We start from the raw sequence: 26,024 nt of genomic DNA, 5'->3' as shown, positions 1-26,024 counted from the left end.
AACCCCGCTAGCAAGATCAGCGGGCACAGATCCGGCACAACTCAGCGATTATCCGGGGCCTTCGGGCCCCGATTTCGTTTGGCGCTCGCCTCACGCAGCGCGCCGCTGATGATGTTGCGGCGGCGGTCCTTCTTCGGCCACCAGTGGACGTAGGTCTCCAGCGTGATCCGCAGGCTGGAATGCCGCAGCGCGTTCTGCACGTCCGTGGGGTCGGCACCCGAGGTAATCAGGCGTGTGGCGAAATAGTGCCGCAGCGAGTGGAACGTGCCCTGATCAGGCCAGCCAGCCGCCCTGCACCATCCCCGCCACATCGTGGACCAGCGCTGGTCATGAATCGGCCGGCCCAGCTCGTCGGTGAACAGCAGCGGCACCAACCGGCGCTTGGGTTCCCTGCCCGGGTCGGGAGTGCCAGCGGTGACGTCCGGCAGTTCGACCAGGGCGGGCGGATAGGTGCGGGCGTGCTGGGCGAAGACGGCCGCGACATGGTCGTCCAGGTCCACTTCACCGACCGAACCGGCCTTTGGCGGAGCGAGGTAGAAGCCACCGTAGGCGACCTTGTGGAACCGCAGTTGCTGCACCACGTGCAGTTCCTGCCGATCCGGGTCGATGCACCGGGTGCTGTCCTCCAGGCCGAGGACTTCCCCGAGCCGCAATCCCTCACCCGCACCGGCCCAGATGGCCGCCTGATACTCGTCGGGCACCACGTCGACCAGGGCCAGGACGTCATCGTCGGTGGGCACCCACTTCGGCGATCGGGAGAAGCCTCGCAGGATCGCGGACAGCCGGATCGACTTGCACGGGTTGTCGGGGATCACCTTGTCGGCCACCGCCGAGTTCATGATGTTGTTGAGCAGGTCGAAGTAGGTCTTCACCGACGATTGCGCGACGTTGTTGCGCAACAGCGTGGCCACCCATTCCAGGACGTCGGTGACGGTGATCGCCCGGATCGGCCGGTCACCGAAGTGCGGGTAGTGGTGGTGACGCAGCCGGGATTCGGTGTGGCGCTGGTAGTCGAGGGCCTGCCCGATCTGACGCGACAGCCGCCACCGCTCCCCGTAGTCCTGGAAAGTCAGGCGGCGCTCTCCCTGATCGATCCGGACTTCCTCGGCGAGCCCCGCGCGTGCCTTGGCATCCCAGGCTTCCGCGTCGACCTTCCGATCAAAGAGACGTTCCCGCGCCTCCCCGTTGCGGTCGACGTATCGACAGCGCCACCGCTTCCCGCGCCCGTAGCGCTTGGACTTCAAACGCTCGTTGTTCGGACCGCGCTTGCTGAGGTACCACAAATCATCGATGGGCATGTCAGGCCGCCTGATCTTCCAGCCATGCCCGGACGTCAGCCGGGTTGTAGCGCAGGTGGCGGCCGACCTTGAAGGCACGAGGGCCGATGCGGCGGTGCCGCCACTGGTACAGCGTTCCGACGGGAACACGGAGGAACGCGGCCGTGTCTTGGATCGACCACAGTTCCGGCAGCGGGGTCGGGGTGGGTGCGGTCATCGTGGCTCCTTCCGGGTGATGGTGATGTAGGCGCGGCTTTCGCCGCTGTAGTCAGCGGTGCGGGTGCTGGTGCGGCAGGTGACTCGTTCGCGGCCGTAGTGGGCGACGAGCTGGGCCGCGATGGTGGCGGCGTGGGTGGTGACAGTGGCGGTCGGGCCGATGAGCCGAACCGCGACCAGGGGGCGGGGGCGTGTGGGCATGCGTGCTCCTTTCGGGCCGGGCGTTGGGCGGCGTTGCTTGCGCTGTGGAGTTGTCAAGGAACGGCTACACCGTGGCGTTGACACGTACGTGTCAAGCGGCCAGGGGTCGGGCCGCGCGAGCGGCGGTGAGTTCGTCGGCCAGGGCGTCGAGTCCGGCGTGGTGTCGGGCGCGGGCTTGGGCGGCGGCGGTGTTGGCCAGCAGGGCGTCGCCGGTGGTGATCCAGCCGGTGGCGTGGTAGCCGAGTTCGTAGATGACCTGTTCGGCTTGTTCGTCGTCCCAGGTGTGGGGGTGGCCTTCGGTGCGTCGCCAGATGGTGCGCTGGTGGCGGATGAAGCCGAGGGTTGCGGAGAAGGCGCGGCTCTTGGTGGTGATGTGGCCGCCGTAGCCGAACTGGTGCGCCCATCGGCGAAGGCGGGTGTAGTCGGGGTGTTCGCCGATGTCCCAGCAGGCGCGGATGAGTCGGCCGAGGTGGGTTGCCGGGTCGCCGTGGACGTCGACGGTGAGGTCATCGACGCGGCGCAGGGTCAGGCCGGTTACCTCGGTGCTCTTGGTGACGTACTTGGCGATGTAGCCGGTGATCTGGGCGAGGTTGACTTCACCGCCGGGGGCGTTGACGTGCTTGACGTCCAGTCCCTTGTCCCCCCAGGCGATGTGCCATCCCTGGCCGCCGTTGGCGGGGTGGCCGGCGGAGGTGTAGGAGGTCTTGACGAACGCCGTCCGGGCCGCCTGTTCGAACATGTCCCGGGTGATCTGGCGGGGTGGTGGGACGATCGCGCCGGGGCAGTCGGGGTTGTGTCCGTCGAGGCGGATCAGCGCGTGGTAGTGCACGACGCCGCGTACTTGGAATTCGTAGACCTTGATGTAGCGGCGGCGCAGCTCTACACCGTGGGCGCGGCCGAGGCGGCGTAGCTCGCGGTCGACCTGTTGGATGGTGCGGCGCCACAGCTCGGGGGCTTCGTGGTTCCAGACGACCTGGGCGGTGTGGTCGTAGCAGTCCAGGCACAACGGCTGACCGAGCTGCCCGTCACCGGCCTTGTGCCGGACACCGCAGCGCAGCTCCTGGCCGTGGGGGCAGGTCCGGCCGAAGGGGTGGCAGACGGAGGCGCGGCAGGTGCAGCCGTCCTTCTTGCGGCAGTCCGCGGCGTGGACCTTCACCACCCGGTGGTGCACCGGCCCGAACGACGGGGCGGTGGCGGTGAGGAAGATGGCGATGTGTTCGTGCAGCGGCGGGAGCCCCCAGCGGTCGCCTTGGAGTCCGGCTTTGATGAGGTGGTAGGTGTCGCGGCGGTAGACCTCGGCGCAGGACGGGCAGACGGCTGCGCGGCGGTTGCCGCAGGGGGTGTAGATCGCGCCGTCGGGCATGGTGTCGGTGTCGATGGTGACCATGCGGTTGCCGTCGCGGTCGTTGACGTGGATCTGCCCGGCCAGGCGGATCGGGTGCTTGCAGGCTGAGGCGGCGCGGACGTGGCCGAGCCAGTCCGGGTAGTCGGGGTCCTGTGCGCGGACGCGGGCGGAGGCGACGGTGCGGGGGTCGTGGCCGCGTACCCAGCCGTCATCAGCGGGGCGGGTGGAGGTGGGGGAAGCCCAGGGCCAGTAACCGGCGGGCTCGGCGGAGGCTCCCGTACCCGGGACCGTGGTGGTCCCGGGTGCGAGAGGCAGCGTCGAGGAGGTCACGCGGTCGCTCCCACGGCAGTGCCGTTGTGGGTCTTGTCGTTGATGGTCGGTTGGTTGTGGAGGGCCGTCAGGAGGTCGGCGGCCGTGTGGGTGGGCACGCGCAGTCGCACGGCGAGCTGGCCCGGGTTGATCGGTTCACCGTGGGCCTTTTCGTGCGCGGCGGCGACGAGCCGGGCGTTGGACAGCAGCGCCGGGGGCGGGCCGGTGGTGACCGGTGCCGCAGGTGCCGGGATCGGGTCCGTGACGGTGTCCGGGGTCGGCTCGACCGTCGTCGGGGTGTCGGTGTCCTCGGTTGGGGTGGGCGGGTTGACGGGTTCGATGGGACGCGAATCGGTGTCGGTGTCGGGTACGGGGTTGGTGGCCGGGGTCGCGGCGGCCGGGCGGACCAGCGTCGAGGCGGGGATGTCGGATGACGGGGCCTCGGCGGTGGTGGCCGGCGCAGGTGCCGGGACGAGATCAGTGGGCCGGGTGGTGCGGTTTCCGGTGGCGAGGAGCGCGGCGGTGGCCATGAGCATCAGGCCATCCACGGCGAGGGGACCGAACCAGACGACGAGGGTTTCCTCGTTGTAGTGGTCGAGCAGTCCGGACAGGTGCCGGTAGGACACGAACGCGGCGACCAGGGCCACGGGCGGCAGCCCGACCCAGCGCAGCACGTTCCAGCCCCAGCCGGTCGGCCAGGGCGTACGAGCAAGGATTTCGATGGCGATGAACAGGAACAGCGGCCACACGACCGCAGAGACCACCGCGCCGGGTTCCGGCGACCAGTCGGCCGGGGCGTTGGCCGGGGCGATGAACGAGTGGGCGATGTTGGCGGCGACGGAGACGAGTCCGCCGGAGAAAGCGCCGATGTAGGCGTAGACGCGGCCGTTCTTCTTGGTTCTCATGACGCCGCCTGAGGGCCGGGGGCGGGGTCGGTGAAGAGGGAGAAGCCGAGGACGACGGCGTTGACGAAGCCCTCCTTGCGGAGGTCGTTGACGATGCGGTTGACGTCATCCATGGAGCGGAGGGGCCGCTTGCAGGGCAGCTCGAAGCTGGCGAAGCCGATACCGGTCGGCGCTTCGTAGTTGAACGAGATCATGTAGCGGTACATGGCGATGTCCTTTCGGCTAGGCCACGAGGCGGTAGTTGGACCGGCGGGGGGCGGTGTCCGGGGTGGTGGTCTTGGTGGGGGCGGGGGTTTCGAGGCGGGCGCGCTGGGTGGCGGCGCGGCGCGTGAGGCGAAGACGAACCATGAGTTCGCCGATGCGCTTGTCGAGCGGGTTCATCGGGTGCCCTCCGTGCAGTCGAGGCAGGTGCCGGTTCGGCGGGGGATGTAGTAGGGCTTGACCTGGCCGCAGTCGGGGCAGGTGCGCCGGGCGGTGAGCGCCTTGTGGATGGCCGCCAGCTGTGCGGCGGTGGCGGTGCGCTTGGGTTGCGCGAGGTCGAGGCGGTAGAGGTAGGCGACGCGCTTGCCGCGACGCCAGAGGATCTGCGCGGCGGGGTCCTGGCCGCCGGGTCGCAGCTGTCGGGCGCGGAGCTGACGGCGGGTCAGCAGGTCGCCGGGAGCGAGTTTGTACGGGTAGGTCGGCAGGCCGTAGCGCTCGCCGGTCGGGTCGTAGAACACCATCGGGTCGTCCTCCGAGTCGTCGGCGTCGTCCTGGTCCTGGTGGTCGTCGCCGGTCGTGGTGCCGGTGGCGAAGGTGGGGTGTTCGTAGGTGTCCCGGTCGATGTCCTCGGGCAGGAACGCCGCCGCGCAGACGGCGCAGACGATCGGCCCTTCTTCGAAGGCCGTGACAGCGATGCGCAGCTTGCGGGGGCACTCGCATTCACACGAGACGCCGTTGTTGTTGTTCGTGCGCTGCTTGCCTTCCCCGGTGGGTTCGGGGTGGCGGTAGAAGCGCAGCGCTTCGGTGAGGTCGGTGATGACGGCCCGGTAGCGGGCGCGGGTGATGTCGGTGAGGGTGCAGGGGGAGTAGCCGAGCTTGTCGTCCTTGGTGGTGGACATGCCGAGTTCGGCGGCGAGGGTGGCGAAGCGCTTGTTGTGCCAGCGGCCCTGCCGGGAGGTGTCCTGGATGCCCCGGACGTCGGCCAGGGCGTGGGTGGCTTCGTGCAGGAGGGTGGTGAAGACGGCTTCCGGTTCGCGGGACAGCCCTTCACCGGAGATGAGGATTTCGGGGAGTTGGGTGTCGCCGTGCTGCCAGCGCAGAGCGGCGAAGTGGCCCCACTTCATGCCCTGGTTGGGCTTGGTGGGGGAGCCGGAGCCGACGATGAGGACGACGGCCGGGATCTCGGTGTGCTGGGCGCGGATCGCGGCCCAGGCGGATTCGAGCGCGCCGACGAGCGCGGCGGTGGAGACGGGGTTTTGACACGTACGTGTCAGGTCGGTGGTGTGGGCGGCGGTGCTCATGCGGCCCTCCGGATGGTGTGCTTGCGGTAGGCGATGGCGGCGGCGCACAGCGCCTGCGTGACGTGGGCCGGGGTGCGGCCGGGGGTGGTCTCCCAGGCGAAGACCGGGGCGTGCTGGCCGTCGTGGCCGACGGCGATGAGGTAGGTGTTGAACCACTCGACGGCGGCGCTGTAGGTGTGCTGTTCGGCGTCGGTGATGCCGGTGAGGTACCAGCGGGGCCGGCCGAACACGGCCGCCCGGATCGCGCCGAGGATCGACGCCGGGTAGAGACCGGTGCGGTGACAGACGCACTTCGCGCGGCACCCGTCATGGGCGTCGTAGAGGCCGGTCGGCGTCCAGCCGTGCTGGCCCAGGTAGAGGGCGGCGCGGTCGAGGATGGCGTGGACGTTGCCGGTCGGCAGCGCGGTGACGGTGCTCATCGGGCACCGATCCAGGCGAGGAAGCCTTCACGGGTCGGTTGCTTCTCGGCCCAGACGCAGGCGTCGGCGTAGGTTTCGAGGTCGTCCTCGGTGGCGTGGTCCCAGTCGTAGTTGTCGGCGGCGGCGCGCAGGGTGGTGATGACCTGCTCGGCGGTCTGGTCGTCGCGGTCGTTCCACTCGATCGCGTCCGTCGGGGCGGTGCTCCAGTCGTCGCCGTAGGCGATGATGCCGAGGTCGGTGAGGTAGTCGGTGAGGTAGTCGATGGCGCGGGTGCAGTCGCGGGCGCCGGATCCGTGGGTGGCGGGGATGGTGATGAGGCGGCCGTGGGCGGCCATGCCGATCGCGCCGACGGCGCAGGCGGGCGGGAAGGTGCCGCCCTGGTTGCTGTAGTAGGTGCCCTGGGTCCAGCCGTGGATTTCCAGGTAGCGGGCGGCGCAGCGCAGGGTGTCGGCCGGGGTCAGGTCGGCCAGCGCGCCGGGGGTGGTGGTCGGTTTTTGGGTAGGGTTCATGGCGGCCACGTCCTTTCGTGGGCGGTGGTTGGGTCGGCAGACCGGGTTCGCTTTCTCAGGGCTGTGTCCCGGTCTGTCGGCCGTCCTCTATCGGTGGTGCAGGTGGAGCCGGAGGAACACCCGCTGCCGGTCGTCATGAGGACCAGCGGCGGTGGGTGCGGAGCGGAAGACGAGTACGCCCGCGTTGCGGGTGATCGCGGTCAGCGCGGCGATGTCCTCACCGGTGCCGACGAGCACCAGGTCCACCACGCGGGTCGGGACAGCGGTCCGGGCCTTCATGCCGCCGCTCCGATCTCGGAGCTGTCGTGGCGGCGGGTCCAGGCGGCGTAGTCGGCCACGCGGATGATGTCGGTGTCGCTCATGTAGGCGGCCTTGACGCGGTTCGGGATGCCGCCTTCGGCGATGAGGAAGCCCTCGCCCTGGTTGTTGGGGTCGATGGTGTTGGAGGAGAAGCCGCGTGCGTACCAGCCGTGGCCGAGGATGATGTCGGAGGAGACGTCGTTGGTGCAGCGGCCGGCGAACCGCCACGCGAACAGGTCCCGCAGCGACGGCGGGATGATGTCCGACGAGGGTCGCTGCGTCGCGGCGGCGACGATGATCCCGACGGCGCGGCCACGGGCCACGATGTCGCGCAGCAGCGCGGCGAACAGTTCCTGGGTCTTCTTGTCCCCGGCGGTGGCGGAGAAGTAGGCGATCTCGTCGCATGCGACGAGGATCTGCCCGAACACGTCGTTGCGGCCGATCTTGCGGCGGCGGCGCGACATCAGGAACGAGTAGCGGTTGTCCATCACCGTCTGCACCCGGCGCAGGGTGCGGATGGCGTGCTCGATGTCCGGGCCGACGAACACGTCGGCGGCGTCCTGCCACAGACCGAGTTCGACCTGCTTGCCGTCGAGCAGGCACAACCTGACGTCCGGGCACAGCGCCGCGTGGCCCACGATGGTGTTCAACAGCGAGGACTTACCCGCGCCGGGCTCACCGCCGATGAGGATGTTCCGGTAGATCATCGGCAGGTAGACGGCCTGGCCGAACTCGTCGATGCCGAGGAACACGGGGTCGAAGATGGACAGGCCCGCGCCGACCGGCACCGTGTCGACCGGGGTGGCGGGTAGTTCGATGGTGTCGGTGAGATCCATGACGGGCTCCCGGTGGGGTCGGTTGACACGTACGTGTCAAAGACGGGTATGGGTGGGAAGGGCGCGGACTCTCGACCCGGTGGGTACTGGTCCGCGCCGTCCCGGTGGTCAGGCGTAGTCGGAGGGGTCGAACCCGTTCGGGCTCGCCTCGGCGGTGGGGTTGCGCGGTTTGCGCGGCCGAGGAGTCTCGGCGGTGAGGGTGGCCGGGGTGTCCGGCACGTCGGGCAGGTCCAGGCCGACAGGCGGCATGCCCGGGGAGGTGGGGGCGTTGGCGGGCATGTCCGTGGGGACGTGGTCCGGCAGCGGGGACACGATGGTTGCCGCGAGGGGTTCGCGGCGGGTGATGTCCAGGCGGATCAAAGCGGCGTAGCGGCGGGAGGCGCGCATGACGCGGACCTCGTTGGCCCAACAGGCGACGGCGAGCTTCTGCACCTGGCCGTCCTGCTCCAAGTCCCGCAGGGACAGACCGGGACGCAGCCACACCCACACCCGCTCACCGGCCGGGGTCGGCTTCGCGGGCAGGATCAGCGGCAGCGAGCCGTGCCGGTTGGTGGCGATGAACGCGGCAAAACACAGCCGCAGCCGGTGCCGCACCACCAGACACCACACGAGCGCCATCACGCGGCGACGCACGGGTGCGATCGCGGCCGGCACACCGACGACCAGGGCGACGACGAGCAGCGACCCCCACAGCGGCGTCGACTGCATCAGCGCGGTCCAGCCGTAGACGACGGCCAGGCCGAGCCCGATTTCCGGCAGCCAGTGCCAGAAGACGCGCAGGACCGGCCACGCCACGATCAGCGCGAACGTCACCGCGCCGAGCACAGCGCCGATGATCCCGCCGAGCAGGGCGCCCACGATCGGGTGCAGGTAGTGCGAGGCGACGGTAGCGGCCAGAAGGCCGACGACGCCGAGAACGACCCAGAAGGCGATGACGGCCCGACGACGGTAGGAACGGGCAATCGGAGCTTCGATGACAGTGACGTTGCCCCCACGGTTCGACCAGCCGAACGGGGACCGCGACGTAGACTTGGACACGACAAGTCCTCCCAACACGGGACCGGAGTTGTTGACAGGACGCGGGCTCGCAGACGACGCCAATCACCAGCGAGCCCGTGTCCACCACTACTTCTGTTGGAGCAGATGACACGCCCGCCGCTAGGCGGCGGTGTCCAGCGGCGTCAGACCCGAGGCCCGGAACGCCACACCCGAACGGACCTTGCCGTCCCGGTCGTTGACCCAGGGCAGCGCCTCCAGGTCCACCGGAACCACCGGCTGACGGACCGTCACCGGCGGCATCACCGGGTTCACGACCGTCACGTTGATGACCTCCGCGCTGCCCTCCGACAGGGCGTAGAGGTGCACCGTCCACATCGGGTTCTTCGTCTCCCGGTCGAACTTCTGCTGACCGTTCTGGTCCAGCTTCGGCACCGGGTTCACCGACACCTCGTACGACACCCGCGAGGTGTCCAGCAGCAGACGTCCCATGACTGACTCCTTCAACTCGTGAGCTGAGCCCGTATCGCTGGGCCAGATACGTCCTCCCTGGACGGCAGCTCTTGTGCAATCAGAGTGCGTCGATCGGTAGTGACGAGTTCACCACGATCCATGGACGACTAGGGACGTCCTTGCTACGGTTAGTCGTCCCTCCCAGTCGTCCCCGACCGAGGATGAGGAGTCACGATGCCCAACGATCGGCTGCGCAGCGGCTTGCTGAAGAAGGGTCTGACGCCGGCCAATCTCGCAGACCAGCTCGGCGTCGATCCGAAGACCGTCGAGCGGTGGATCACCCAGAACCGGAACCCGTACCCGCGCTACCGCCACTCCATCGCCGAACTGTTGGACGAGAGCGAGTCGTATCTCTGGCCGGACGCCCTGCCGACGCAGCGAGCCGTGCAAGTCAGCCAGTCCGAGGTCGTCCACATCTACCCGCGCCGCGGGGCCGTCCCGACCGACCTCTGGCAGCAGCTCCTGGAGAAGGCCACCCGGCAGGTCGGCGTCCTGGTCTACGGCGGGTTGTTCCTGCCCGAGTTCAACCACCGGTGGGTGCCGACGCTGCGGGCGAAGGCGCTGGAAGGCGCCCAGGTCGAACTGCTATTCGGAGACCCGGAGGGCAAGAACATCGCCGAGCGCGGGGACGACGAGGGCATCGGTCACGCCATGTCCAGCAAGATCCTCAACGCCCTGGCCTTCTACAAGGACCTACGGGACCTCGACAACGTCGGGATCTACTACCACGACACGATCCTCTACAACTCGATCTATCGCTTCGATGACGAGATGCTGGTGAACACGCACCTCTACGGCACGCCAGCCGCGTACGCGCCGGTGCTGCATTTGCGCCGACTCGGCGGCGGGGACCTCTTCGACAGCTACGTCGCCAGCTTCAACCGCGTTCTAGGGAAGAAGCGGGCCGTCTGGCCGGAGCACTGAGCTGCCCACGGTGAGAAGCTAGAACCATGGCCCGGATTGAGCACTTCAACAACCCGAACGCCCCGAAGCCGAACAGCATCGTTGTCGCGGTGACCGTCTTCGTGCAGGACGAGCAGGGCCGGGTGCTGCTCATCCAGCGAACCGACAACGGTCTGTGGGCGCTGCCCGGTGGTGCCCAGGACTTCGGCGAGTACATCGCCGAGACAGCCGTACGGGAGACGCGTGAGGAGACCGGCATCGACGTGGAGGTGACCGATGTGGTGGGGATCTACACCAACCCTCACCACGTCGTGGAATACAGCGACGGTGAAGTACGGCAGCAGTTTTCAATTTGTTTTCGGGGTCGTTACATAGCTGGCAAGCCGACAACTAGCAACGAGTCCTCGGCCGTGAGATGGATCGCCCAGGATAAACTGAGCGACCTGTCTATTCATCCATCGATGCGGCTACGCATCGACCACGGCTTCGAACGTCGAAGCGAGCCCTACATCGGTTGAGCAGCCAGGCGCGTTTCCGTCCGCCGTACCGCTTCCAGCAGAGGGGCCTCGGCCCGTTGCCAGAACCGCGTTACCAAGTCTTGAGGGCCGTAACGCTTTCGGATCTCGGAAAGCCGTTCCTCGACGCTGAGGTCTTGGCCGTCTGGCCCTGTGGTCATGTCGGCGAACCACAACGCGTCAGCTACGGCTGACTCTTCGCGCGGGAACTCCTTGGCCAATGCGCCACCAAGCCCTCGTTCCTCCGCCTCGAAGGAGGCGCACGAGTGGTGTGCGACAAGGGCGGCGATCCTATGGTCAAACTGCTCGCGAAGCAGCCAGCGTGCCCCATCTAGTGAGTGAAACCCTGTATCAACGATTTCTGGTGCATACCCGATGTCGTGTACCCAGGCGGAGGCAACAAGTACGTCACGCTCCGCGCCGATTAGCCGAGCCAGCCGCTCAGCTTTCGCAGCGACGCCTCGTACGTGTGCCCAACGGCGAGGCAGAGCCTCTGCGAGATGCAGCTCGGCCAATCGCGCGGCACGGTCAACGACGTTGGTCATCCATCAATCCTACGCTTGATTGAGGGCTTTCGCTTCGCTCTAATGAACCAAAACTTCCAGACAGGAGCAAAGAGTATCAGCAGGTTGGCGCAACTAACAGCAGCGGTACCCCAGTCTGACTGGCAATTCGATCTACTTCGCACTGCGGTGCTTCCCGATGATCGAAGCCCCAGCGTTGGCTTGCACGCGTGCGGAGCGTAAAGCTTCGCTAAAAACATGGGTCAGCCTACCCGATAGCGTAATGCTGATGGAAAAGAGCGTTACTCCAACAAGTAGAGACCCAAAGAAGGCGATCAGGGCGGCGGCTAGGCCGATCCATCCGCCAACCGTCGACACTCCGATTACGGATGCCGCCACGATGAAAACAACTGCGGCGATTGCTGTGGCCGGCATGTCGACTCTTGCGACGGCCTTGCCAAGCTTACCGCCCTTCCCGCCAACGTATAGGAAAAGTGCACCTAGGGCGACTGGGACAATGGATAGTACATGTAGGAACCGCGGTCCCCAAGCCCAAATTCCGGCAAGCGACGAAACTGAACGGGAAAGCCCCAGGATGACGGGAATGGCGAGTGCTATCACAAATAAAAGCGCTCCTATTGTCCCTACCAACTCATCGTCCACGAGCTTCTGGTTGATGCGGCGCCACTCATTCTCCATTTTGCGCTTAGGCTTGCCGTCTAGGAATGCTCCGGCAGCAAGCACAACGGCCGCTCGCGCGGGCAGGCTAAGCCAGAGCTTAATTGTTCTAGCAGTCGCGCCTGCTTTTGTTAGGAAGTCAATGCATATGGGAAGAGTGTCGTTGGGATTAAACTCTAGTAGGTTGCCTCGAAGGCGGAGTGGCCCGCCCACCTCTGTGCCCACCCGCTCAAAGGTGGTGCTTGGTCGCACCCTTCTGCGATGCTTGGCCGCTTCCTCTATCAGCATCTTAATGCGGGTATAGATAATTGGGTCTGCGTTAGGGAAGTAATCCGGTCTGAATTCGTCTGCAGTTGCTACTGAAGCAAGCGGCAATGCTAGGCGTGCGTCTAGAGAGAGCCTGCCAGTAGGAGCATCATTTACTGAAGAGTCAAGGATTAGATATGCAACCCGTCCCATGACAGCACGAACGTTGCCTTGGTCGAACGGCTCCCACACCCAATCGAGTCGTGGAGCATTGCGCGGAAAGTCTAGTATTGCAAGACGTATCTCCTCATCTATATCCGTGCTACCGATCAACTCACCCAGCCTCCATGCCGCGCGGCGTGCCACGTCTGAATCTGTCCAGATTAGCTCACATAGGCCCAACGCAGCCGACGGAGTTCGAATTGCTGCGATGTCATCAAGGGCCGTAAGGGAACCAGTTGCCGCCAGTGCGACCAACTCCGGAACCGCTTGCTCGCCCATAGATCTGAGGGCATTGTGGGCAGCGGGGTATTGGACGGCGAGGGTGGCAAGGACCTTAACGGCCGCGGGTTGACGAGAAGCGGCCAGAGCTTGCATTGCTGCAGTTCTTCGATCGTCGTCGTTGCTGGATGATGCCGTGTCACGCAGGAAGTTAAATCCTGCCCTGCCTCGCGGTCCTGCATCACCCGCGACGGCGCCCAATGCAGCGATTATCAGAGCCGAGTCGCTGTCGCGTGTTCCAAGGCGTCGCTGGAAGTGGTCAACGATCCGAACCGCAACTGCGTCGTCCACCTTCTTCGCCTCGGCGAGGCATTCCAGCGCCAGCAGCGGGCCTTCCGAATTGCTTCCGAAGATCTGCGTAATCACTCTCGTGCAGTCACGGTTGACTCCGGCGCACCAGAGCTTCACAGTTTCGCGCCAGCGAGTTGGATTGTCCCGATAGAGCGCCAACAGGCGCTCAGGATCATCGCCAAGCTCAACTGCTGCCAAGTATTCCTGCAATGTTAGATGCGGGAACTCGTATTGCAGGCGCGCTCCATCTACAGGGATGAGAAGTTCGCTTCTCTCTACGATTTCTTCGAACATTGGGCGCGCGTGCGGTGCTTCCATATTCAGTTCTGCAAGCAGTGCTTTCGCCAGCTTCAGCGCCATTGGCTCAGAGATGGTCCGACCATCTGAGTGGGGGTCATCAGCGCCTTGCACATGTAGGGCAATCCGCCGCAGTAAAAGTAGCTTGTGCCCGGCTCTATAAGAAGCCACGCTTTCGTGCCGGCCGAGGTCGAAGTCGCGTCGGAGCAAATGCTCAATGGCCTCGCGATAAAACTCGGCGCGGGATTGCATAAAGGATGGCCCCAAACCTGGATCCGTGGTGTGGAGCGACGCCATCATTGTTAAGAGTAGAGGGCTCCGGGCCAAACGCAAGACCGAGGGGTTGCTCCGCAAGTCTGCCATCATCCGGTCAACGAGCTTCCTGATCTTGCTGCCGGTTTTCTCTTGATCGGTAAACCATAGGAATAGGAACCGGCGCATCGCAGCGTCGTCGAAGGCTGCTATAACGACGGGATTTTCGAACGTCGGGGCCAACCCCCCGTCATAAGTCGCGTCCCGACACGTTACGATGAACTGGCAACTAGGATAGGTCTCAGCGATTGTTCTAATCTCCTGCATGGCCCTCGCTCGGCGGCTCGTGGATACCTCATCCAATCCGTCGAGCAGTAAGCTAACCTTTCCTGAGTCCATGGCCTTCTCAAGCATGGCGCCTGCAGCTCGGATGCCATTTCGTGCAAGTGCCTCCTCAGTAAGCCCGGTTAATGTGGCACCGTCTTCGTTGTACCGGTGTAGCTCGACGATGACTGGCAGCCGACTGCCTTCAGGTCGAGACTTCGCCCATCGGTACGCAGAGGACTTGAGTAGCATGGACTTTCCAGCCCCGGCGCTTCCGAGTATCACGACGCGGCTTCGCCCCTGGATCTCGCGATAGACGTCCCGTCGCTGCCCGCCATATGAAACCTGAAGGGGAACGTATATCCGATCGATCTCTACTGTCTGATCCCTAAGGAAGCCTAGAGGGTGTTTGCTGGTATTCTGCAGCAGATTTTTCCGATAGCGTTTTTGCCGTCTTCTTCCGAGGGTTCGATTTCCGCCAGCAAGCCAGGTTGCAAACCGTTTCCCGAACTCCTTGAATGATTCTCCGAGAAACTGCTTCAGGCACCACAGGGCGACAAGCACTAAGGCGATGCCAATCCCGTATGGCATAACCGGCTTTAAAAAGTCCATCTATGTCCCTCTTGATCTGCATGCAGTCGGTGCACCATATCAAGGCGCAGACGTTGGCTCACTAGGCTGTCTCGACTGACTTGTTGTCTCGTTGCTGACTCGTTTCGACTCTTCTTGTTCCTGTGAGGATTTTCTGTACGGGATCAAGGCGGCCCGCTTCGCGGACCGCTCGCGCCGCCGAACCAGGGCCGGGCCGATGGCCCGCCGCTCGCGCCTTAGGCCTTCGGCCACAGCGCGATCGGTGATAGCCCGCCAGCGGCGCGACATACGAAGAAGCCCCGGGCCGCCATGATCAGTGGCAGTTCCGGGGCTTCACGTTGGACGAGACACAGGCAGTGCCTCCGGCGGGGCGCTCAGGCGCTCTGGGATGGTGGCGCCATCCCGACAACCTCCGTCCGGGCAGAGCCGAGTGGGTGGGGCCTGCCCGGTCAAGGTCGTTCAGACGGTGGGGTGCTCCACCTTGACCGGGCAGGCCCCACCCACTCCACCGGGGTGCGGACGAAGGTCGACGGGATGGCTTAGGCGTGCTCAGAGGTAACGACTCCGGAAGCGGTATATCAAGATCGCGCAAGTGATCGCCAACCAGCCGACGATGGGATAGGCCACGCCTTCGAAGCTGTGAAGCCGACCGCGGTCTACGAACGGGGCGATGATGCCGACCAGGCCTACCAGCATGATCGAGCCGGAAGCGGCGAGCGCTCCCGGCCGGCCGGGAAGAAGCATTCCAAGCGGAAACAGGACTACCCCGAGGCCACCGAGGACGAGCATGATCGACAGGATGACAAGGGAAGGCGAACGCGGAAGGAGTCCACCGACAACCCCGAGGAGGTACACGACTGCGGCAGCGATCAGATTCGCCAGGACATTGCTGCCGGTGTCCCGCGCGAACCTGAACAGAGGCCTCGGCGGCTGAGGAGGGGTGGCGGAGGCTTCCTGGGGCCGAGGCTCCCCAGCAAGCAGGTCACGTTCTCTCCAAAGCATCACCCCTAGGACGACCGGCGTCACGGTCGCGGACGCCACTTCCGCCCACTGCCATCCATCCATGACCGTGACCGTAGTTGGCGTGATCAAGGGACCTCAGGCGGAGCGTGGGATGGATGCGCCGCACAAGCACGACAAAGATCATCGGGCACAGATCCGGCACAACACAGAGCGACAAGCCGTGTCAAACGTCGAGAGGTCTTGATGATGATTGCGCAGGTCGCGCGGCAGAAGTGCCCGACTCGCGATGATCTCTCCCCGCAGAAGGTGTAAGGGGTTCAAATCCCCTCAGCTCCACCAGTAACACCTGCTGCTGGCAAGATCAGCAAGTACATGTTCGGTACAGATCAGCGCTTGCCCGAGGTCTCGGGTGAGCGCTGACGCTTATTGGGCACCGTTCGTCGTCGCCGAGAGTCGAGCAAATGAGTTGAGTTGCTTTCGCGTGGAGGTGGCGAGCAGCCGCAACCGAGAGCACGCCTATCGCCTGTACCGCCAACTCGGATACGAGGATGTCTGTGGACGGTCGGCGCGCTTGACGAAGCTCTTGAGATAGACGTCCGAGTAGTCAGCCCCGACACGACAGGAATAGCCGCAGCGACAGTAGTCGGGCGTGTCAAGAGCGACCGCGAGGGCGAAGGATTCGAAACCGCTGTGACCGCCATCGACCAGGAGGCGAACAGGGCGCCGGAATGTCGGGGGCCCTGCGTCGTCTCGAACCGTCTTCCGGAGCGGTTCGGCCACCTGCTCGGCGGCGTCGCCGCTCGCCTCTTCGGGTGCTATGAGGGCGTTTGCTGCCGAGCATTACCGTCCGAGACGGCGACAATCGGAAGTCTTCGCTATTCAAGACAATGCTATGACTTGATGCGGATGCTTGGGATATCCAGTTTGTCGGCAGTAGCCCCTTTGGATTCGATCGGCGCTCCTGACTTCCTTATTGTTAATGGCATTTAGAGTTCCGGCCTGACCGGGGGATCCGGCATCGTCGGCCCCGCGCCCACAATGAGCCGAGAAACCAGTCGGGCCGCCCCGAACAGACGCAGTCTTGCCACCCACTCGACCTGTTGCGGCCATCCGGAGCAACCGTACCGTTGCGGCACCGGTGTTCCGTGCGATTGGCCGGATGAATTGTGGTAGTTGCCGGCGTGCTGATTGAGTCGAAATTCGTCTTTGATGGGAATGACAGTGAAAAGAATGAGAAGGTCTGCGGTGGTCGTCCTGGCGGTTCTGGCCCTGGCCGCGGCGGGCTGCGAGAACGCCAGTGAGTCAAGCCCGTCTGCGTCCGACCCGGCCACGCCGACGAGCGTGGCATCCGCCTCTGCGTCCGCAGCCGCGTCTGCGTCCGCTTCCGCGCCCGCCGTGGCGGTCGACACGTCCACCAACGAGAAGCCGGTGGACGGCTCGGACGCCGCCGCTGTGAAGACGGTGGATGTCGCGGGGCAGCCGGCGGCGCAGGCCCCGCCCTCGGCGGGGGGATACTACAAGCTCAAGACCGTGTTCCGCGGCGAGAACGAGTGCCTGGAAGGCAACCGCGTCGACGGCAACTCGACCCTCGCCGGCGCCGCGTTCCAGAACACCTGCCAGGACGTTGACGGGCAGGCCTGGAGTTTCACCAAGCGCCCCGACGGCTACTACACGCTGCGGACGAAGTTCCTCGGCGAGGAGAAGTGCCTCGAGGGCAACCAGCTCGCCGGGAAGGTCCTCGGCGGCGCCGCATTCCTGGACACGTGCCGCGAGGTCACCGGACAGCAGTGGAAGCTGGTCAAGGCAGGAGACAACCTCTTCCGGCTGCAGACGAAGTTCCGGGAGAAGGAAGGCGAATGCCTGGAAGGCAACCGATTCGCGCCGACGTCCGTCCTGAAGGGTGCGGCGTTCACCGACAAGTGCCAGAACGTGACCGGGCAGCTCTGGTACCTCACCGCGATCCCTGCCTGACGACACTGCGTTGACCGGAGGGAGCCCGGACTTTTGTCCGGGCTCCTCTGCGCGGATGACGGTTTGTGAGTCACGCGCCGACGTCAGTCGAACAGGCCGTCGAGCGCCTTCTGCTCGAGGTCGCGCCAGCGCTCGGCGTCCTTCAGCGCCTTGGCGATCTCCTTCTCGTTGAGGTGGTGGGCGCCCTCCTCGCGGATGCACGCGACGCTGAACGGCCCGCCGACCGACGGCGAGGTCCGCTCCAGCGCCTCAAGCACCCGAACCACGCCCACCACGCCGTACTCGACGGGGCGCTTGGTCATCCGGAAGTGGGACAGCAGCGCGCCGGCCTGCTGGGCCATCGGCGCGCCGGAGCCGATGGCGTGGAAGCCCACGTCCTCGTAGCGGCCGATGAGCCCGTTGGGGTTGATCTCCACGATCCACGGCCCGCCCTGGCTGTAGCCGGCCGCGAGCAGGTACGCCGACACCCCGCCGCCGGCGCCCTCGCCGGGCACGTCCGGGATGTAGTTCTCGTAGTGCTTCTTGAAGACGGGCAGGACGCGCTCCTGCAACTCGTCGCCGATGTCCGGCGCTTCGAGGATGGCGGTGGCCGAGTCCTGGAGAAGAGGGCGCAGGTCGTTGAGTACTCCCCGCGCGCCGCTGCCGCCCCAGGCGGCGCAGTCGCCCAGCGGGTGCAGCTTCTGGGCGGGGAAGCTCAGACCACGGCCGCTCTCGGTGATCTGGGAGTCCGCGCCGATCACCACCCCGTCGTCGCAGACAACGGCGAGTACGACGGTCATGGGGTCCTCCTGTGCAGGGGTGCGGGGTTGGGCGCGAGGTACCCGGCATCCCGCCCGCCTACACCCCGAGGGGTGTCGGCCCGCTCACTACCCGGACCAGAATCCCCTTACATGACGGTGGCGGCGGTGAGGAAGAACGTGACCGCGTACGTGAACCGGCCCGCCTCGACCGCCTCGTCGAACTGCTCTTCGAACGCGCGAGCCTCGGCGGGGTCGAGTACGCCGCGCTGAGCCGCCGTGTCAGCCCAACTGCGCAGGCCGAGAACGTTGTCGGCGGCGTTCGGGTCCCGAACCAGCAGCGTGCGGGGCTCGACGGTGACGTCGGCCAGACCGAGCGTGGCGAGCATGCCGGCGTGCTGGTGAGCCAGGGTGCCGTTGCGGAGCAGGACCTCAGCCCGGAACCTCAGCACGCGCCGGGCCAGATCCTGGTCGGCGATGTCGAGCACCTGCGTGTCGTAGTCGGGGTCCGCAAGAACGACGCGGCCACCCGGGCGTACGACCCTGGCGAGTTCCCCGATCGCGGCGTGCGGATCGGCGAGGTGCTGCACGGTGCGGTCGGCCCAGGCGCCGTCGATCGAGTTGTCGAGGAACGGCAGCTGATGCGCGTCGGCGACGGCGCACTGAGTCAAGCCACGGGCTCGCATGGCCAGAGCCATGGTCAGGGAACGATCCACCGTCAGCACGGTGACGTCGTGATCGTCCCTCAGGCGGACCGCGCTCGCCCCGGTGCCCGCACCGACGTCGAGGTAGCGCCGGCCGGGCGACGGGCTGAGCAACTCGCGTACCCGCTGCTGGTATGCCTGGTAGAAGGGCTCGCCGGTCAGGCGGTCGAGCACGCCGACCCACGAGTTCGGGTCCGGCTGCCGGTCGACGTCGGTGAATCCGTGCACGATCTGGAGCCTATTGCGCTGCGGTCGGTTGACCCGGCAGCGCCGACGCGTCAGCGGGCCCGCTTGTCCTCGACGTGTACGACGGTCAGCTCATGGCCGTCTCGATTTCGCTTGTGGCGCCCGTACAGACCAACCGCCAGGTCGCTGTCGTCCGAGACCTCGTCGGGGCCGACGTAGGTCAACACGTCGTTGTGATGGCCGTAGACCGCCCAGCCGGGTCCGGGATCGAGCGTGACGGTACCGAAGTCCGCAGACGGTGAGCCGACGTGGACGGGGCCGTACTCGCGCAGGATCTCGACGGCCTGTGCGGCGAGGTCGACGCCCGGCTCGGGGTCCGGCAGGACGACGCATGTGCCGTGCGCGAACACGACCCAGGACTTGCCGTCTCCCAGGATGATGCGACGCCAGGTGTCGGCCAGGTTGTCGTCGGACATGAAGCTGATCATTGCCGAGTCCGTGCGCCGTCGCTACCCGCGAACCGTCCCGCCGCCGAACCACCTGGTCAGCGCGCCCTCCAACGTCCGCTGACCGTCGCCCACCCAGACCACGTGCCCGTCCGGCCGCAGCAGCGCCGCGGGCACGTCCAGCCCGTCACCGGTGCCGGCGACGAGCCCGACCCGGTCGGCCCAGCCGTCCACCGACAGCTTCCCGGTCCCGTCCAGCAACAACCCCCTGCCGGTACGCATCAGCTCGTACAGGCGCCCCTGCGGCAGCGGTACGTCACGCAGCCGCCGCCCGAGCAGAGGATGACCCTCGCCGACGTCGTACCTGACGCTGATCGCCGTGACCTTCTCGATCAGGAAGCGGTTGACCTCGTCGAAGTCCATGAGCTGCGTCAGCACCTGCCGTACCGCCTGCGGCCCGGGCTCGTTCGTGGTCAGCAGCATCTGCGCGCGCGTGTTGGTCAGCACGTCGGCGGCCACCGGCCGCCGCTCGGACTCGTAGGTGTCGAGCAGATCGCCCGGCGCCCACCCGTGCACCGCCGCCGCCAGCTTCCAGCCCAGGTTGAACGCGTCCTGGACGCCCAGGTTGAGCCCCTGCCCGCCCAGCGGCGGGTGGACGTGCGCGGCGTCGCCGGCCAGGAACACCCGCCCGGCCCGGTAACGCTCGGCCAGGCGGGTCGCGTCGCCGAACCGGGACAGCCAGCGTGGGGAGTGCACGCCGAAGTCGGTGCCGGCGTACGCGGTCAGTTGCCGTTTGAAGTCCTCCAGCGTCGGCGGTGCCGAGGTCACGTCGGCCGCCGGCACGACCACCCGGAACACGCCGGGCTTGCCGGACGGCCCGAGCCCGAACCGCTTCTCGGTGCGGCGTACCTCGGTCATGATCGTGGTGATCTCGTCCGGGGAGGCGGTCACCTCCATCTCGCCCAGCAGCGTGTCGACAGTCGACGGCTCGCCGGGGAACCCGACGCCGAGCAGCTTCCGGACGGTGCTGCGCCCACCGTCGCAGCCGACGACGAACCGCGCCCGCAGCGGCTCCGAGGTCTCGTCGTCGAGGCGGACTGTCACGCCGTCGTCGTCCTGATCCAGCCCGGTCACCGCACGACCGCGCCGGATCTCGGCCCCGACCTCGGCCGCGTGCTCGGCGAGCAGCCGGTCGGTGAGCGTCTGCGGGATGCCGAGCACGTACGGGTGGGCGGTGTCCAGATCGGCGGGGGCGGGCTTGTCGATGCCGGCGAAGAACCCCCGGATCGGGTGCTTGCCGCCGTTGTCGAGGAACCGTTCCAGCAGCCCTCGCTGGTCCATCACCTCGATGCTGCGGACGTGCAGGCCGAGCGAGCGCACGTACGGCGGCGGCTCGGGGTCCCGCTCCAGCACGAGCACGCCGACGCCCTGGAGGCGCAACTCGCTCGCCAGCATCATGCCGGTCGGCCCGCCGCCGACCACGATCACGTCGAACACACTTCCCCCGTGCCGAGTATCAGGCGACCGTCCCCTCGGGCGGCACGAACCGACCATAGCCGTTGTGCCGGTCAGCCTCGGCGGAACGTGCGGCGGTAGGTGTCCGGCGGCACGCCCACTGTGCGGTGGAAGTGCCGGCGCAGCGTCGTCGCCGTACCCATGCCGGATGCCTCCGCGACGGCGTCGATGCTGTCGTCGGTGTTCTCCAGCAGTTCCTGCGCCCGCCGGATGCGCTGCGTCGACAGCCACTGCGACGGCGTGGCGCCGGTCGCGGCGGTGAAGTGCCGGACCAGGTTGCGGGTGCTCATGTTGGCCTGGCGGGCCAGGTCCGCGACTGTGAGCGGGCGGTCCAGCCGCGCCATCGCCCAGGGGAGCAGCGCGGCGAGCGGGTGGTCCTCGCGGGCCGGGACCGGGGTGGTGACGTACTGGGCCTGGCCGCCCGCGCGGTGCGGCGGCACGACCAGGCGGCGGGCGACCGCGTTGGCGACTGTGGAGCCGTGGTCGCGGCGGATCAGGTGCAGGCAGAGGTCGATCGCGGCGGCCTTGCCGGCGGAGGCGAGCACGGTGCCGTTGTCGACGTAGAGCACGTCCGGGTCGACGTGCACGCGGGGGTAGCGGGCGGCGAGCGCCTCGGTGTGCGCCCAGTGGGTGGTGGCGCGCAGCCCGTCGAGGATGCCGGCGGCGGCGAACACGAATGCGCCGGTGCAGAACGAGACCATCCGGGCACCTGCCGCGTGGGCGGCGCGGACCGCCTCGACCAGATCGGACGGCGGGTCGGCGTCGGTGTCCTCGATCGCCGGGACGATCACCGTGTCGGCGCGGGCCAGGTGGTCCAGTCCGTGGTCGGGCGTGACGGCGAACCGGCCGACGCCGACCGGGCCGGGGCCGCAGACCACCAGGTCGTACCAGGGGTCGGCGAGACCGGTCGGGTCGCGGACGAAGATCTCGCAGGCCGCGGCCAGCTCGAAGTGCAGCATCCCGTCGGTGGCGGCGAGCGCGATCAGGGTCATGTCCGAAACTGTACGGGCATTGGCGTTTGCGACACTGGCCCGGCCCCCGGATCCCGGCGAGGATCATTCCAGTCGATCTTTTGAGGGGGCGTCATGCGGGTGGCGGTGTTCGGGGCGTACGGGCACACCGGGCGGTTCGTGGTGGCGGAGCTGCGCGAGCGGGGGTACGAGCCGCTGCCGCTCGGGCGCGACGTCGGGAAGCTGGCGGCCGCGTTCCCGGAGGGGGAGCACCGGGTGGCGTCGGTTGATGATCCGGGCTCGCTGGACCGGGCGCTGGCCGGGGCGGCGGCGGTGGTCAACTGCGCCGGGCCGTTCGCCTCGACCGCGGGCCCGCTGATCGAGGCCGCGCTGCGCGCCGGGATCCCCTACGTCGACGTGGCGGCCGAGATCGAGGCCAACCGGGACACGTTCGCGCACTATGCCGAGCGTGCCGAGGCCGCCGGTGTCGCTGTGGTGCCCGCGATGGCGTTCTTCGGCGGACTCGGTGACCTGCTGGTGACCGCCGCGATGGGGGACTGGACGGCGGCCGACGAGGCGCACGTCGCGTACGGGCTGAGTAGCTGGCACCCGACGGCCGGGACGGTCGCCTCCGGCGTCGTGTCGCGCGAGCGCCGCGACGGCCGGCGGGTCCGCTTCACCGACGGGCGACTGGTGTACGCCGACGGCGACCTGCCCCGGCTGGACTGGGAGTTCCCGGCGCCGCTGGGGGTGCGGCCGGTGCTCGGCGAGTTCACCATGGCCGACGTGGTGACGGTGCCGAGTCACCTGGACATCCCGGAGGTGTGCACGTACATGACCGCCGACGCGGCCCGCGACCTGGCGGCGGGCGACGCTCCGGCCGCTGTGGACGAGCACGGCCGGTCCGCGCAGACGTTCACCGTCGACGTGGTGGTGCGGGCCGGCGACGTCCGGCGGCGGGTGGTCGCGCAGGGGCAGGACATCTACGCGGTCACCGCGCCGCTCGCGGTGGAGGCGACGCACCGCGTCCTGACCGGGCGGACCCGGGTGAAGGGTGTCGCCTCGGCCGGGCGGATCTTCGACGCGCCGGACTTCCTGCGCGCGTTGTCGGACCACGTCACAGTGCGGTCGGCGGCGGTGTGACGGACGGAAACGGCCGGTCCACCCCGAGCGGGTGGGCCGGCCGTTTCGCGGGGTGGTCAGCAGCTGGTGTAGCCGCGGCCGCCCTTGCCCCAGCTGCAGCTGTCGACCAGGCTGCCGGAGGGGTTGCGCAGGTAGGCGGTGTCGCCGTCGTTGTTCCAGACGTACGCGGCGCTGCCCCAGTAGCGGTGGGTGCCCTTGTTGGTGCCCTTGCCGGTGTGGATGACGATGCTGTTCCCGGCGGCCACCTTGAAGTCGCCGGTGAACGAGTAGACGTGGCCGGCCTTGTCGCGTACGTAGTAGCCCTTGAGGTTGAGGACCGTCTTGCGCTTGTTGGTCAGCTGGACGTACTCGGCGTTCAGGCTCGCGTTCGAGCGGGTGTCCTTGCCGGGGGAGTCGTAGTACACCTTGGTGATCATGAAAGGCGGCGTGGCGGCCTGGGCCGGAGCGGCGGCGGCGAACGTGCCGGCGAGGGCGATGGTGATCGCCGACGCGATGCCGAGAAGCCTTCTGCGCACGATGTCCCCTTGAGTTCAGAGCGGTGTTGGCGGGCGAGAGCGTAGCGAGGATTCCCAGCCGAGTTTGTTCCCACAAAGCGTGTCCGCCCGCCTTCGGACCGGCCGTCGGATCGATGTGTCCGGTCGTCGAACCGGCCTGGTCGGTGGGGTGAGGGCGGGATGCCGGAACGGTTAAGCATCCACATACGCCGATTGACAATGTTTGGAATCCAAACTTATTCTCGCGCTGGGCGGGTGCGCGCCCCGCCTTCCCCGTCCACGCGCCCACCCCACCACGAAGGAACCACCATGTTCCGCTCTTTCCGTACCGCCCGATTGCGGGTCGGCCTGGTCGCGGCGACCGCCGCCACACTCGTGGCCGGCACCGCACTGCTGGCGACGAACGCCCAGGCGGCGGCCGGCTGCCGCGTCACCTACACGACCGCCAGCCAGTGGCCCGGCGGCTTCACCGCGAACGTCGACGTGACGAACCTCGGTGACCCGGTCAACGGCTGGAGCCTGCGCTGGACGTTCCCGTCCGGCCAGCGGGTCACCCAGGCGTGGAGCGCCAATGTCACCTCCTCCGGCGCCGACGTCACCGCCACGAACGTCGGCTACAACGGCGCGATCGCCACGAACGGCACCGTCTCGTTCGGCTTCAACGGCTCCTGGACCGGCGCCAACACCGCGCCCACCGCGTTCACGCTCAACGGCGTGGCCTGCACCGGCGGCGTCGGCGGAACCACCCCGCCGCCGAGCACCACGCCGCCGCCGACCACCCCGCCCCCGACCACGCCGCCGCCCACCACCCCGCCGCCGGCCGGCAACGCCATGGCCGCCGTCGCCGCCATGCAGCCCGGCTGGAACCTCGGCAACTCCTTCGACGCGGTCGGCGCGGACGAGACCGCCTGGGGCAACCCGCGGGTCACCGAGGCGCTGCTGGACAACGTCCGGGCGCAGGGCTTCAACAGCATCCGCATCCCGGTGACCTGGAGCAACCACCACGGCGCCGCGCCGAACTACACGATCGACTCCGCCTGGCTGAACCGGGTACGCGAGGTCGTCGGCTGGGCGCTCGCCGACGGCTTCTACGTGGTGCTCAACATCCACCACGACTCGTGGCAGTGGATCAACACGATGCCCACCGACCGCACGAACGTGCTGAACCGCTACAACGCGCTCTGGACGCAGATCGCCGCCGCGTTCAAGGACTCCTCACCGAAGCTGACCTTCGAGAGCGTCAACGAGCCGCAGTTCACCGGCAGCTCCGGCGACGCGCAGAACGCCACGCTGCTCAACGAGCTGAACACCTCGTTCCACCGCATCGTCCGTCAGTCCGGCGGAAACAACGCCACCCGGCTGCTCGTGCTGCCGACCCTGCACACCTCCGCCGAGCAGGCCCGGGTGGACGAGCTGGTCAGCACGTTCAACACGCTCAACGACCCGAACCTGATCGCCACTGTGCACTTCTACGGGTACTGGCCGTTCAGCGTGAACGTCGCCGGCGGCACCAAGTTCGACGCCACCGTCCAGCAGGACCTGACCGACCAGTTCGACCGCGTCTACAACGCCTTCGTCACCCGCAACATCCCGGTCATCATCGGCGAGTACGGGCTGCTCGGCTTCGACCGGCACACCGGCACCATCGAGCAGGGCGAGAAGCTCAAGTTCTTCGAGTTCCTCGGCCACTACGCGCGCAGCCGCAAACTGACCACCCAGCTCTGGGACAACGGCCAGCACCTCGACCGCACGTCGTTCGTGTGGAAGGACCCCGAGCTGTTCGCGCAGATCAAGTCGAGCTGGACCACCCGCTCCGGCACCGCGTCCAGCGACCAGGTGTACGTGCCGCGTACCGGCACGATCACCGCCAAGAGCCTGACGCTCAACCTGAACGGCACCACGTTCCAGGGGCTGCGCCAGGGCACCACCGACCTGGTCAACGGCACCGACTACACGGTCTCCGGCAGCACCCTGACGCTCACCGCGTCGGCGCTCACCCGGCTGGTCGGCTCCCGCGCGTACGGCGTGAACGCCAACCTCCAGGCGCGCTTCTCCGCGGGCGTGCCGTGGCGGATCAGCATCATCACGTACGACCCGCCGGTGCTCTCCAACGCGACAGGCACCACCGCGGCGTTCACGCTCCCGGCGCAGTTCCGCGGCGACCAGCTCGCCACCATGGAGGCGAAGTACGCGGACGGCAGCAACGCCGGCCCGCACAACTGGACCTCGTACAAGGAGTTCGACGTGACCTTCGCGCCGAACTACACCGGCAATACGATCGCGCTGAAGCCGGAGTTCTTCGCCGAGGTCAACGACGGTCAGCGGGTCACCCTGACGTTCCACTTCTGGAGCGGCACGAAGCTGACCTACTACGTGACGAAGTCCGGCAGCACCGTCACCGGCACGGTGAGCTGACGACGACGGCACGGCTCGCGGCGGTGGGCGTCGACACCGCCGCGAGCCCGGTGCCGGCGGAGTTTCCCGCC

At 67.3% G+C, this 26,024-nt stretch carries 28 protein-coding genes; 5 read left to right on the top strand and 23 right to left on the bottom strand.

All coding sequences use genetic code 11. The features are described 5' to 3' along the window. Positions 1 to 41: 41 nt before the first annotated feature. The 14 genes from AMK25_RS01740 to AMK25_RS01680 form a co-directional block, all read right to left on the bottom strand. The gene (locus AMK25_RS01740; RefSeq protein ID WP_083664590.1) at positions 42 to 1,298 is read right to left on the bottom strand and encodes a tyrosine-type recombinase/integrase; all 1,257 of its coding nucleotides are present in this window, start codon (positions 1,296 to 1,298) and stop codon (positions 42 to 44) included. A 1-nt stretch (position 1,299) separates the two neighbouring features. After that, a complete protein-coding gene (locus AMK25_RS01735) occupies positions 1,300 to 1,494 on the bottom strand; it encodes a helix-turn-helix domain-containing protein (RefSeq protein WP_073825514.1) in 195 nt (64 codons plus the stop codon). Next, positions 1,491 to 1,694, bottom strand: a complete 204-nt coding sequence (locus AMK25_RS01730) for a hypothetical protein (protein ID WP_073825511.1) — start codon at positions 1,692 to 1,694, stop codon at positions 1,491 to 1,493. The genes AMK25_RS01735 and AMK25_RS01730 overlap by 4 nt, the downstream gene beginning before the upstream one ends. Before the next feature lie 91 nt (positions 1,695 to 1,785). Then, positions 1,786 to 3,369, bottom strand: coding sequence for a replication initiator (locus AMK25_RS01725; RefSeq protein WP_073825508.1), 1,584 nt, complete (start codon positions 3,367 to 3,369; stop codon positions 1,786 to 1,788). Continuing rightward, complete coding sequence (locus AMK25_RS01720; RefSeq protein WP_073825505.1) at positions 3,366 to 4,253, bottom strand: DUF2637 domain-containing protein; 888 nt, start codon at positions 4,251 to 4,253, stop codon at positions 3,366 to 3,368. The genes AMK25_RS01725 and AMK25_RS01720 overlap by 4 nt, the downstream gene beginning before the upstream one ends. Further along, positions 4,250 to 4,459 (bottom strand): hypothetical protein, encoded by a 210-nt coding sequence (locus AMK25_RS01715; RefSeq protein ID WP_073825502.1) that lies wholly within the window; start codon positions 4,457 to 4,459, stop codon positions 4,250 to 4,252. Before AMK25_RS01715 ends, AMK25_RS01720 begins: the two co-directional genes overlap by 4 nt. 16 nt (positions 4,460 to 4,475) lie before the next feature. Further along, positions 4,476 to 4,634 carry a hypothetical protein gene (locus tag AMK25_RS32170; protein WP_158070656.1) on the bottom strand — a complete coding sequence of 53 codons (159 nt, stop codon included), beginning with the start codon at positions 4,632 to 4,634 and terminating at the stop codon, positions 4,476 to 4,478. After that, complete coding sequence (locus AMK25_RS01710; RefSeq protein WP_073827022.1) at positions 4,631 to 4,975, bottom strand: RRQRL motif-containing zinc-binding protein; 345 nt, start codon at positions 4,973 to 4,975, stop codon at positions 4,631 to 4,633. Before AMK25_RS01710 ends, AMK25_RS32170 begins: the two co-directional genes overlap by 4 nt. A 776-nt stretch (positions 4,976 to 5,751) precedes the next feature. Next, positions 5,752 to 6,174 carry a DUF6197 family protein gene (locus AMK25_RS01705; RefSeq protein ID WP_073825499.1) on the bottom strand — a complete coding sequence of 141 codons (423 nt, stop codon included), beginning with the start codon at positions 6,172 to 6,174 and terminating at the stop codon, positions 5,752 to 5,754. Next, positions 6,171 to 6,683, bottom strand: coding sequence for a DUF6197 family protein (locus AMK25_RS01700; protein ID WP_073825496.1), 513 nt, complete (start codon positions 6,681 to 6,683; stop codon positions 6,171 to 6,173). Before AMK25_RS01700 ends, AMK25_RS01705 begins: the two co-directional genes overlap by 4 nt. 87 nt (positions 6,684 to 6,770) lie before the next feature. Beyond that, positions 6,771 to 6,962 carry a hypothetical protein gene (locus tag AMK25_RS01695; protein WP_073825492.1) on the bottom strand — a complete coding sequence of 64 codons (192 nt, stop codon included), beginning with the start codon at positions 6,960 to 6,962 and terminating at the stop codon, positions 6,771 to 6,773. After that, entirely contained in the window at positions 6,959 to 7,819 is an 861-nt protein-coding gene (locus tag AMK25_RS01690; protein ID WP_073825489.1) for an FtsK/SpoIIIE domain-containing protein, read from the bottom strand. Before AMK25_RS01690 ends, AMK25_RS01695 begins: the two co-directional genes overlap by 4 nt. Positions 7,820 to 7,927: 108 nt before the next feature. Further along, positions 7,928 to 8,857 carry a hypothetical protein gene (locus AMK25_RS01685; protein ID WP_073825486.1) on the bottom strand — a complete coding sequence of 310 codons (930 nt, stop codon included), beginning with the start codon at positions 8,855 to 8,857 and terminating at the stop codon, positions 7,928 to 7,930. A 120-nt stretch (positions 8,858 to 8,977) separates the two neighbouring features. Continuing rightward, entirely contained in the window at positions 8,978 to 9,307 is a 330-nt protein-coding gene (locus AMK25_RS01680; RefSeq protein ID WP_073825482.1) for a hypothetical protein, read from the bottom strand. A 195-nt stretch (positions 9,308 to 9,502) separates the two neighbouring features. Between AMK25_RS01680 and AMK25_RS01675 the strand changes: the two genes are divergently transcribed. Beyond that, positions 9,503 to 10,252, top strand: coding sequence for a helix-turn-helix domain-containing protein (locus AMK25_RS01675; protein WP_073825479.1), 750 nt, complete (start codon positions 9,503 to 9,505; stop codon positions 10,250 to 10,252). A gap of 26 nt (positions 10,253 to 10,278) precedes the next feature. Beyond that, complete coding sequence (locus tag AMK25_RS01670) at positions 10,279 to 10,749, top strand: NUDIX hydrolase (RefSeq protein WP_073825475.1); 471 nt, start codon at positions 10,279 to 10,281, stop codon at positions 10,747 to 10,749. On the opposite strand, the gene AMK25_RS01665 is transcribed toward AMK25_RS01670, so the two are convergent. The 3 genes from AMK25_RS01665 to AMK25_RS01655 all read right to left on the bottom strand — a co-directional run bounded on the left by AMK25_RS01665 (position 10,737) and on the right by AMK25_RS01655 (position 15,494). Continuing rightward, positions 10,737 to 11,291: an HD domain-containing protein gene (locus AMK25_RS01665; protein ID WP_073825472.1), complete on the bottom strand. Its 555-nt coding sequence runs from the start codon at positions 11,289 to 11,291 to the stop codon at positions 10,737 to 10,739. The genes AMK25_RS01670 and AMK25_RS01665 overlap by 13 nt on opposite strands. A 132-nt stretch (positions 11,292 to 11,423) precedes the next feature. After that, on the bottom strand, positions 11,424 to 14,450 hold the full coding sequence (locus tag AMK25_RS01660) for an NACHT domain-containing protein (RefSeq protein WP_083664617.1): 3,027 nt from the start codon (positions 14,448 to 14,450) through the stop codon (positions 11,424 to 11,426). 528 nt (positions 14,451 to 14,978) lie between these two features. Continuing rightward, positions 14,979 to 15,494: a hypothetical protein gene (locus tag AMK25_RS01655; protein ID WP_073825465.1), complete on the bottom strand. Its 516-nt coding sequence runs from the start codon at positions 15,492 to 15,494 to the stop codon at positions 14,979 to 14,981. Positions 15,495 to 16,637: 1,143 nt separating this feature from the next. Between AMK25_RS01655 and AMK25_RS01645 the strand changes: the two genes are divergently transcribed. After that, positions 16,638 to 17,363, top strand: a complete 726-nt coding sequence (locus AMK25_RS01645; RefSeq protein ID WP_241826210.1) for an RICIN domain-containing protein — start codon at positions 16,638 to 16,640, stop codon at positions 17,361 to 17,363. 83 nt (positions 17,364 to 17,446) lie between these two features. Here the strand turns inward: AMK25_RS01645 and AMK25_RS01640 are convergent, their stop codons facing one another. From AMK25_RS01640 to AMK25_RS01620, 5 genes are all read right to left on the bottom strand, one after another. Beyond that, positions 17,447 to 18,142, bottom strand: coding sequence for a proteasome protein (locus tag AMK25_RS01640; protein ID WP_073825454.1), 696 nt, complete (start codon positions 18,140 to 18,142; stop codon positions 17,447 to 17,449). 107 nt (positions 18,143 to 18,249) lie between these two features. Continuing rightward, positions 18,250 to 19,032: a methyltransferase domain-containing protein gene (locus AMK25_RS01635; protein WP_073825451.1), complete on the bottom strand. Its 783-nt coding sequence runs from the start codon at positions 19,030 to 19,032 to the stop codon at positions 18,250 to 18,252. A gap of 50 nt (positions 19,033 to 19,082) precedes the next feature. After that, a complete protein-coding gene (locus tag AMK25_RS01630; RefSeq protein ID WP_198937421.1) occupies positions 19,083 to 19,466 on the bottom strand; it encodes a hypothetical protein in 384 nt (127 codons plus the stop codon). A 33-nt stretch (positions 19,467 to 19,499) separates the two neighbouring features. Then, positions 19,500 to 20,933: a rifampin monooxygenase gene (rox, locus tag AMK25_RS01625; protein ID WP_073825447.1), complete on the bottom strand. Its 1,434-nt coding sequence runs from the start codon at positions 20,931 to 20,933 to the stop codon at positions 19,500 to 19,502. A 71-nt stretch (positions 20,934 to 21,004) separates the two neighbouring features. Further along, positions 21,005 to 21,943 (bottom strand): helix-turn-helix domain-containing protein, encoded by a 939-nt coding sequence (locus AMK25_RS01620; protein ID WP_073825444.1) that lies wholly within the window; start codon positions 21,941 to 21,943, stop codon positions 21,005 to 21,007. 93 nt (positions 21,944 to 22,036) lie between these two features. Here AMK25_RS01620 and AMK25_RS01615 point away from each other — a divergent pair, with 93 nt between their 5' ends. Then, positions 22,037 to 23,044, top strand: a complete 1,008-nt coding sequence (locus AMK25_RS01615; protein ID WP_073825440.1) for a saccharopine dehydrogenase NADP-binding domain-containing protein — start codon at positions 22,037 to 22,039, stop codon at positions 23,042 to 23,044. A gap of 56 nt (positions 23,045 to 23,100) precedes the next feature. On the opposite strand, the gene AMK25_RS01610 is transcribed toward AMK25_RS01615, so the two are convergent. Continuing rightward, the gene (locus AMK25_RS01610; RefSeq protein ID WP_073825437.1) at positions 23,101 to 23,559 is read right to left on the bottom strand and encodes a lamin tail domain-containing protein; all 459 of its coding nucleotides are present in this window, start codon (positions 23,557 to 23,559) and stop codon (positions 23,101 to 23,103) included. Between the two features lie 288 nt (positions 23,560 to 23,847). Between AMK25_RS01610 and AMK25_RS01605 the strand changes: the two genes are divergently transcribed. Then, entirely contained in the window at positions 23,848 to 25,953 is a 2,106-nt protein-coding gene (locus AMK25_RS01605) for a cellulase family glycosylhydrolase (RefSeq protein WP_073825434.1), read from the top strand. Positions 25,954 to 26,024: the final 71 nt, after the last annotated feature.

This window comes from Micromonospora sp. TSRI0369, from assembly GCF_001905625.1.
Classification (GTDB): domain Bacteria; phylum Actinomycetota; class Actinomycetes; order Mycobacteriales; family Micromonosporaceae; genus Micromonospora; species Micromonospora echinospora_A.
This window is presented reverse-complemented; position numbering and strand designations above follow the sequence as displayed.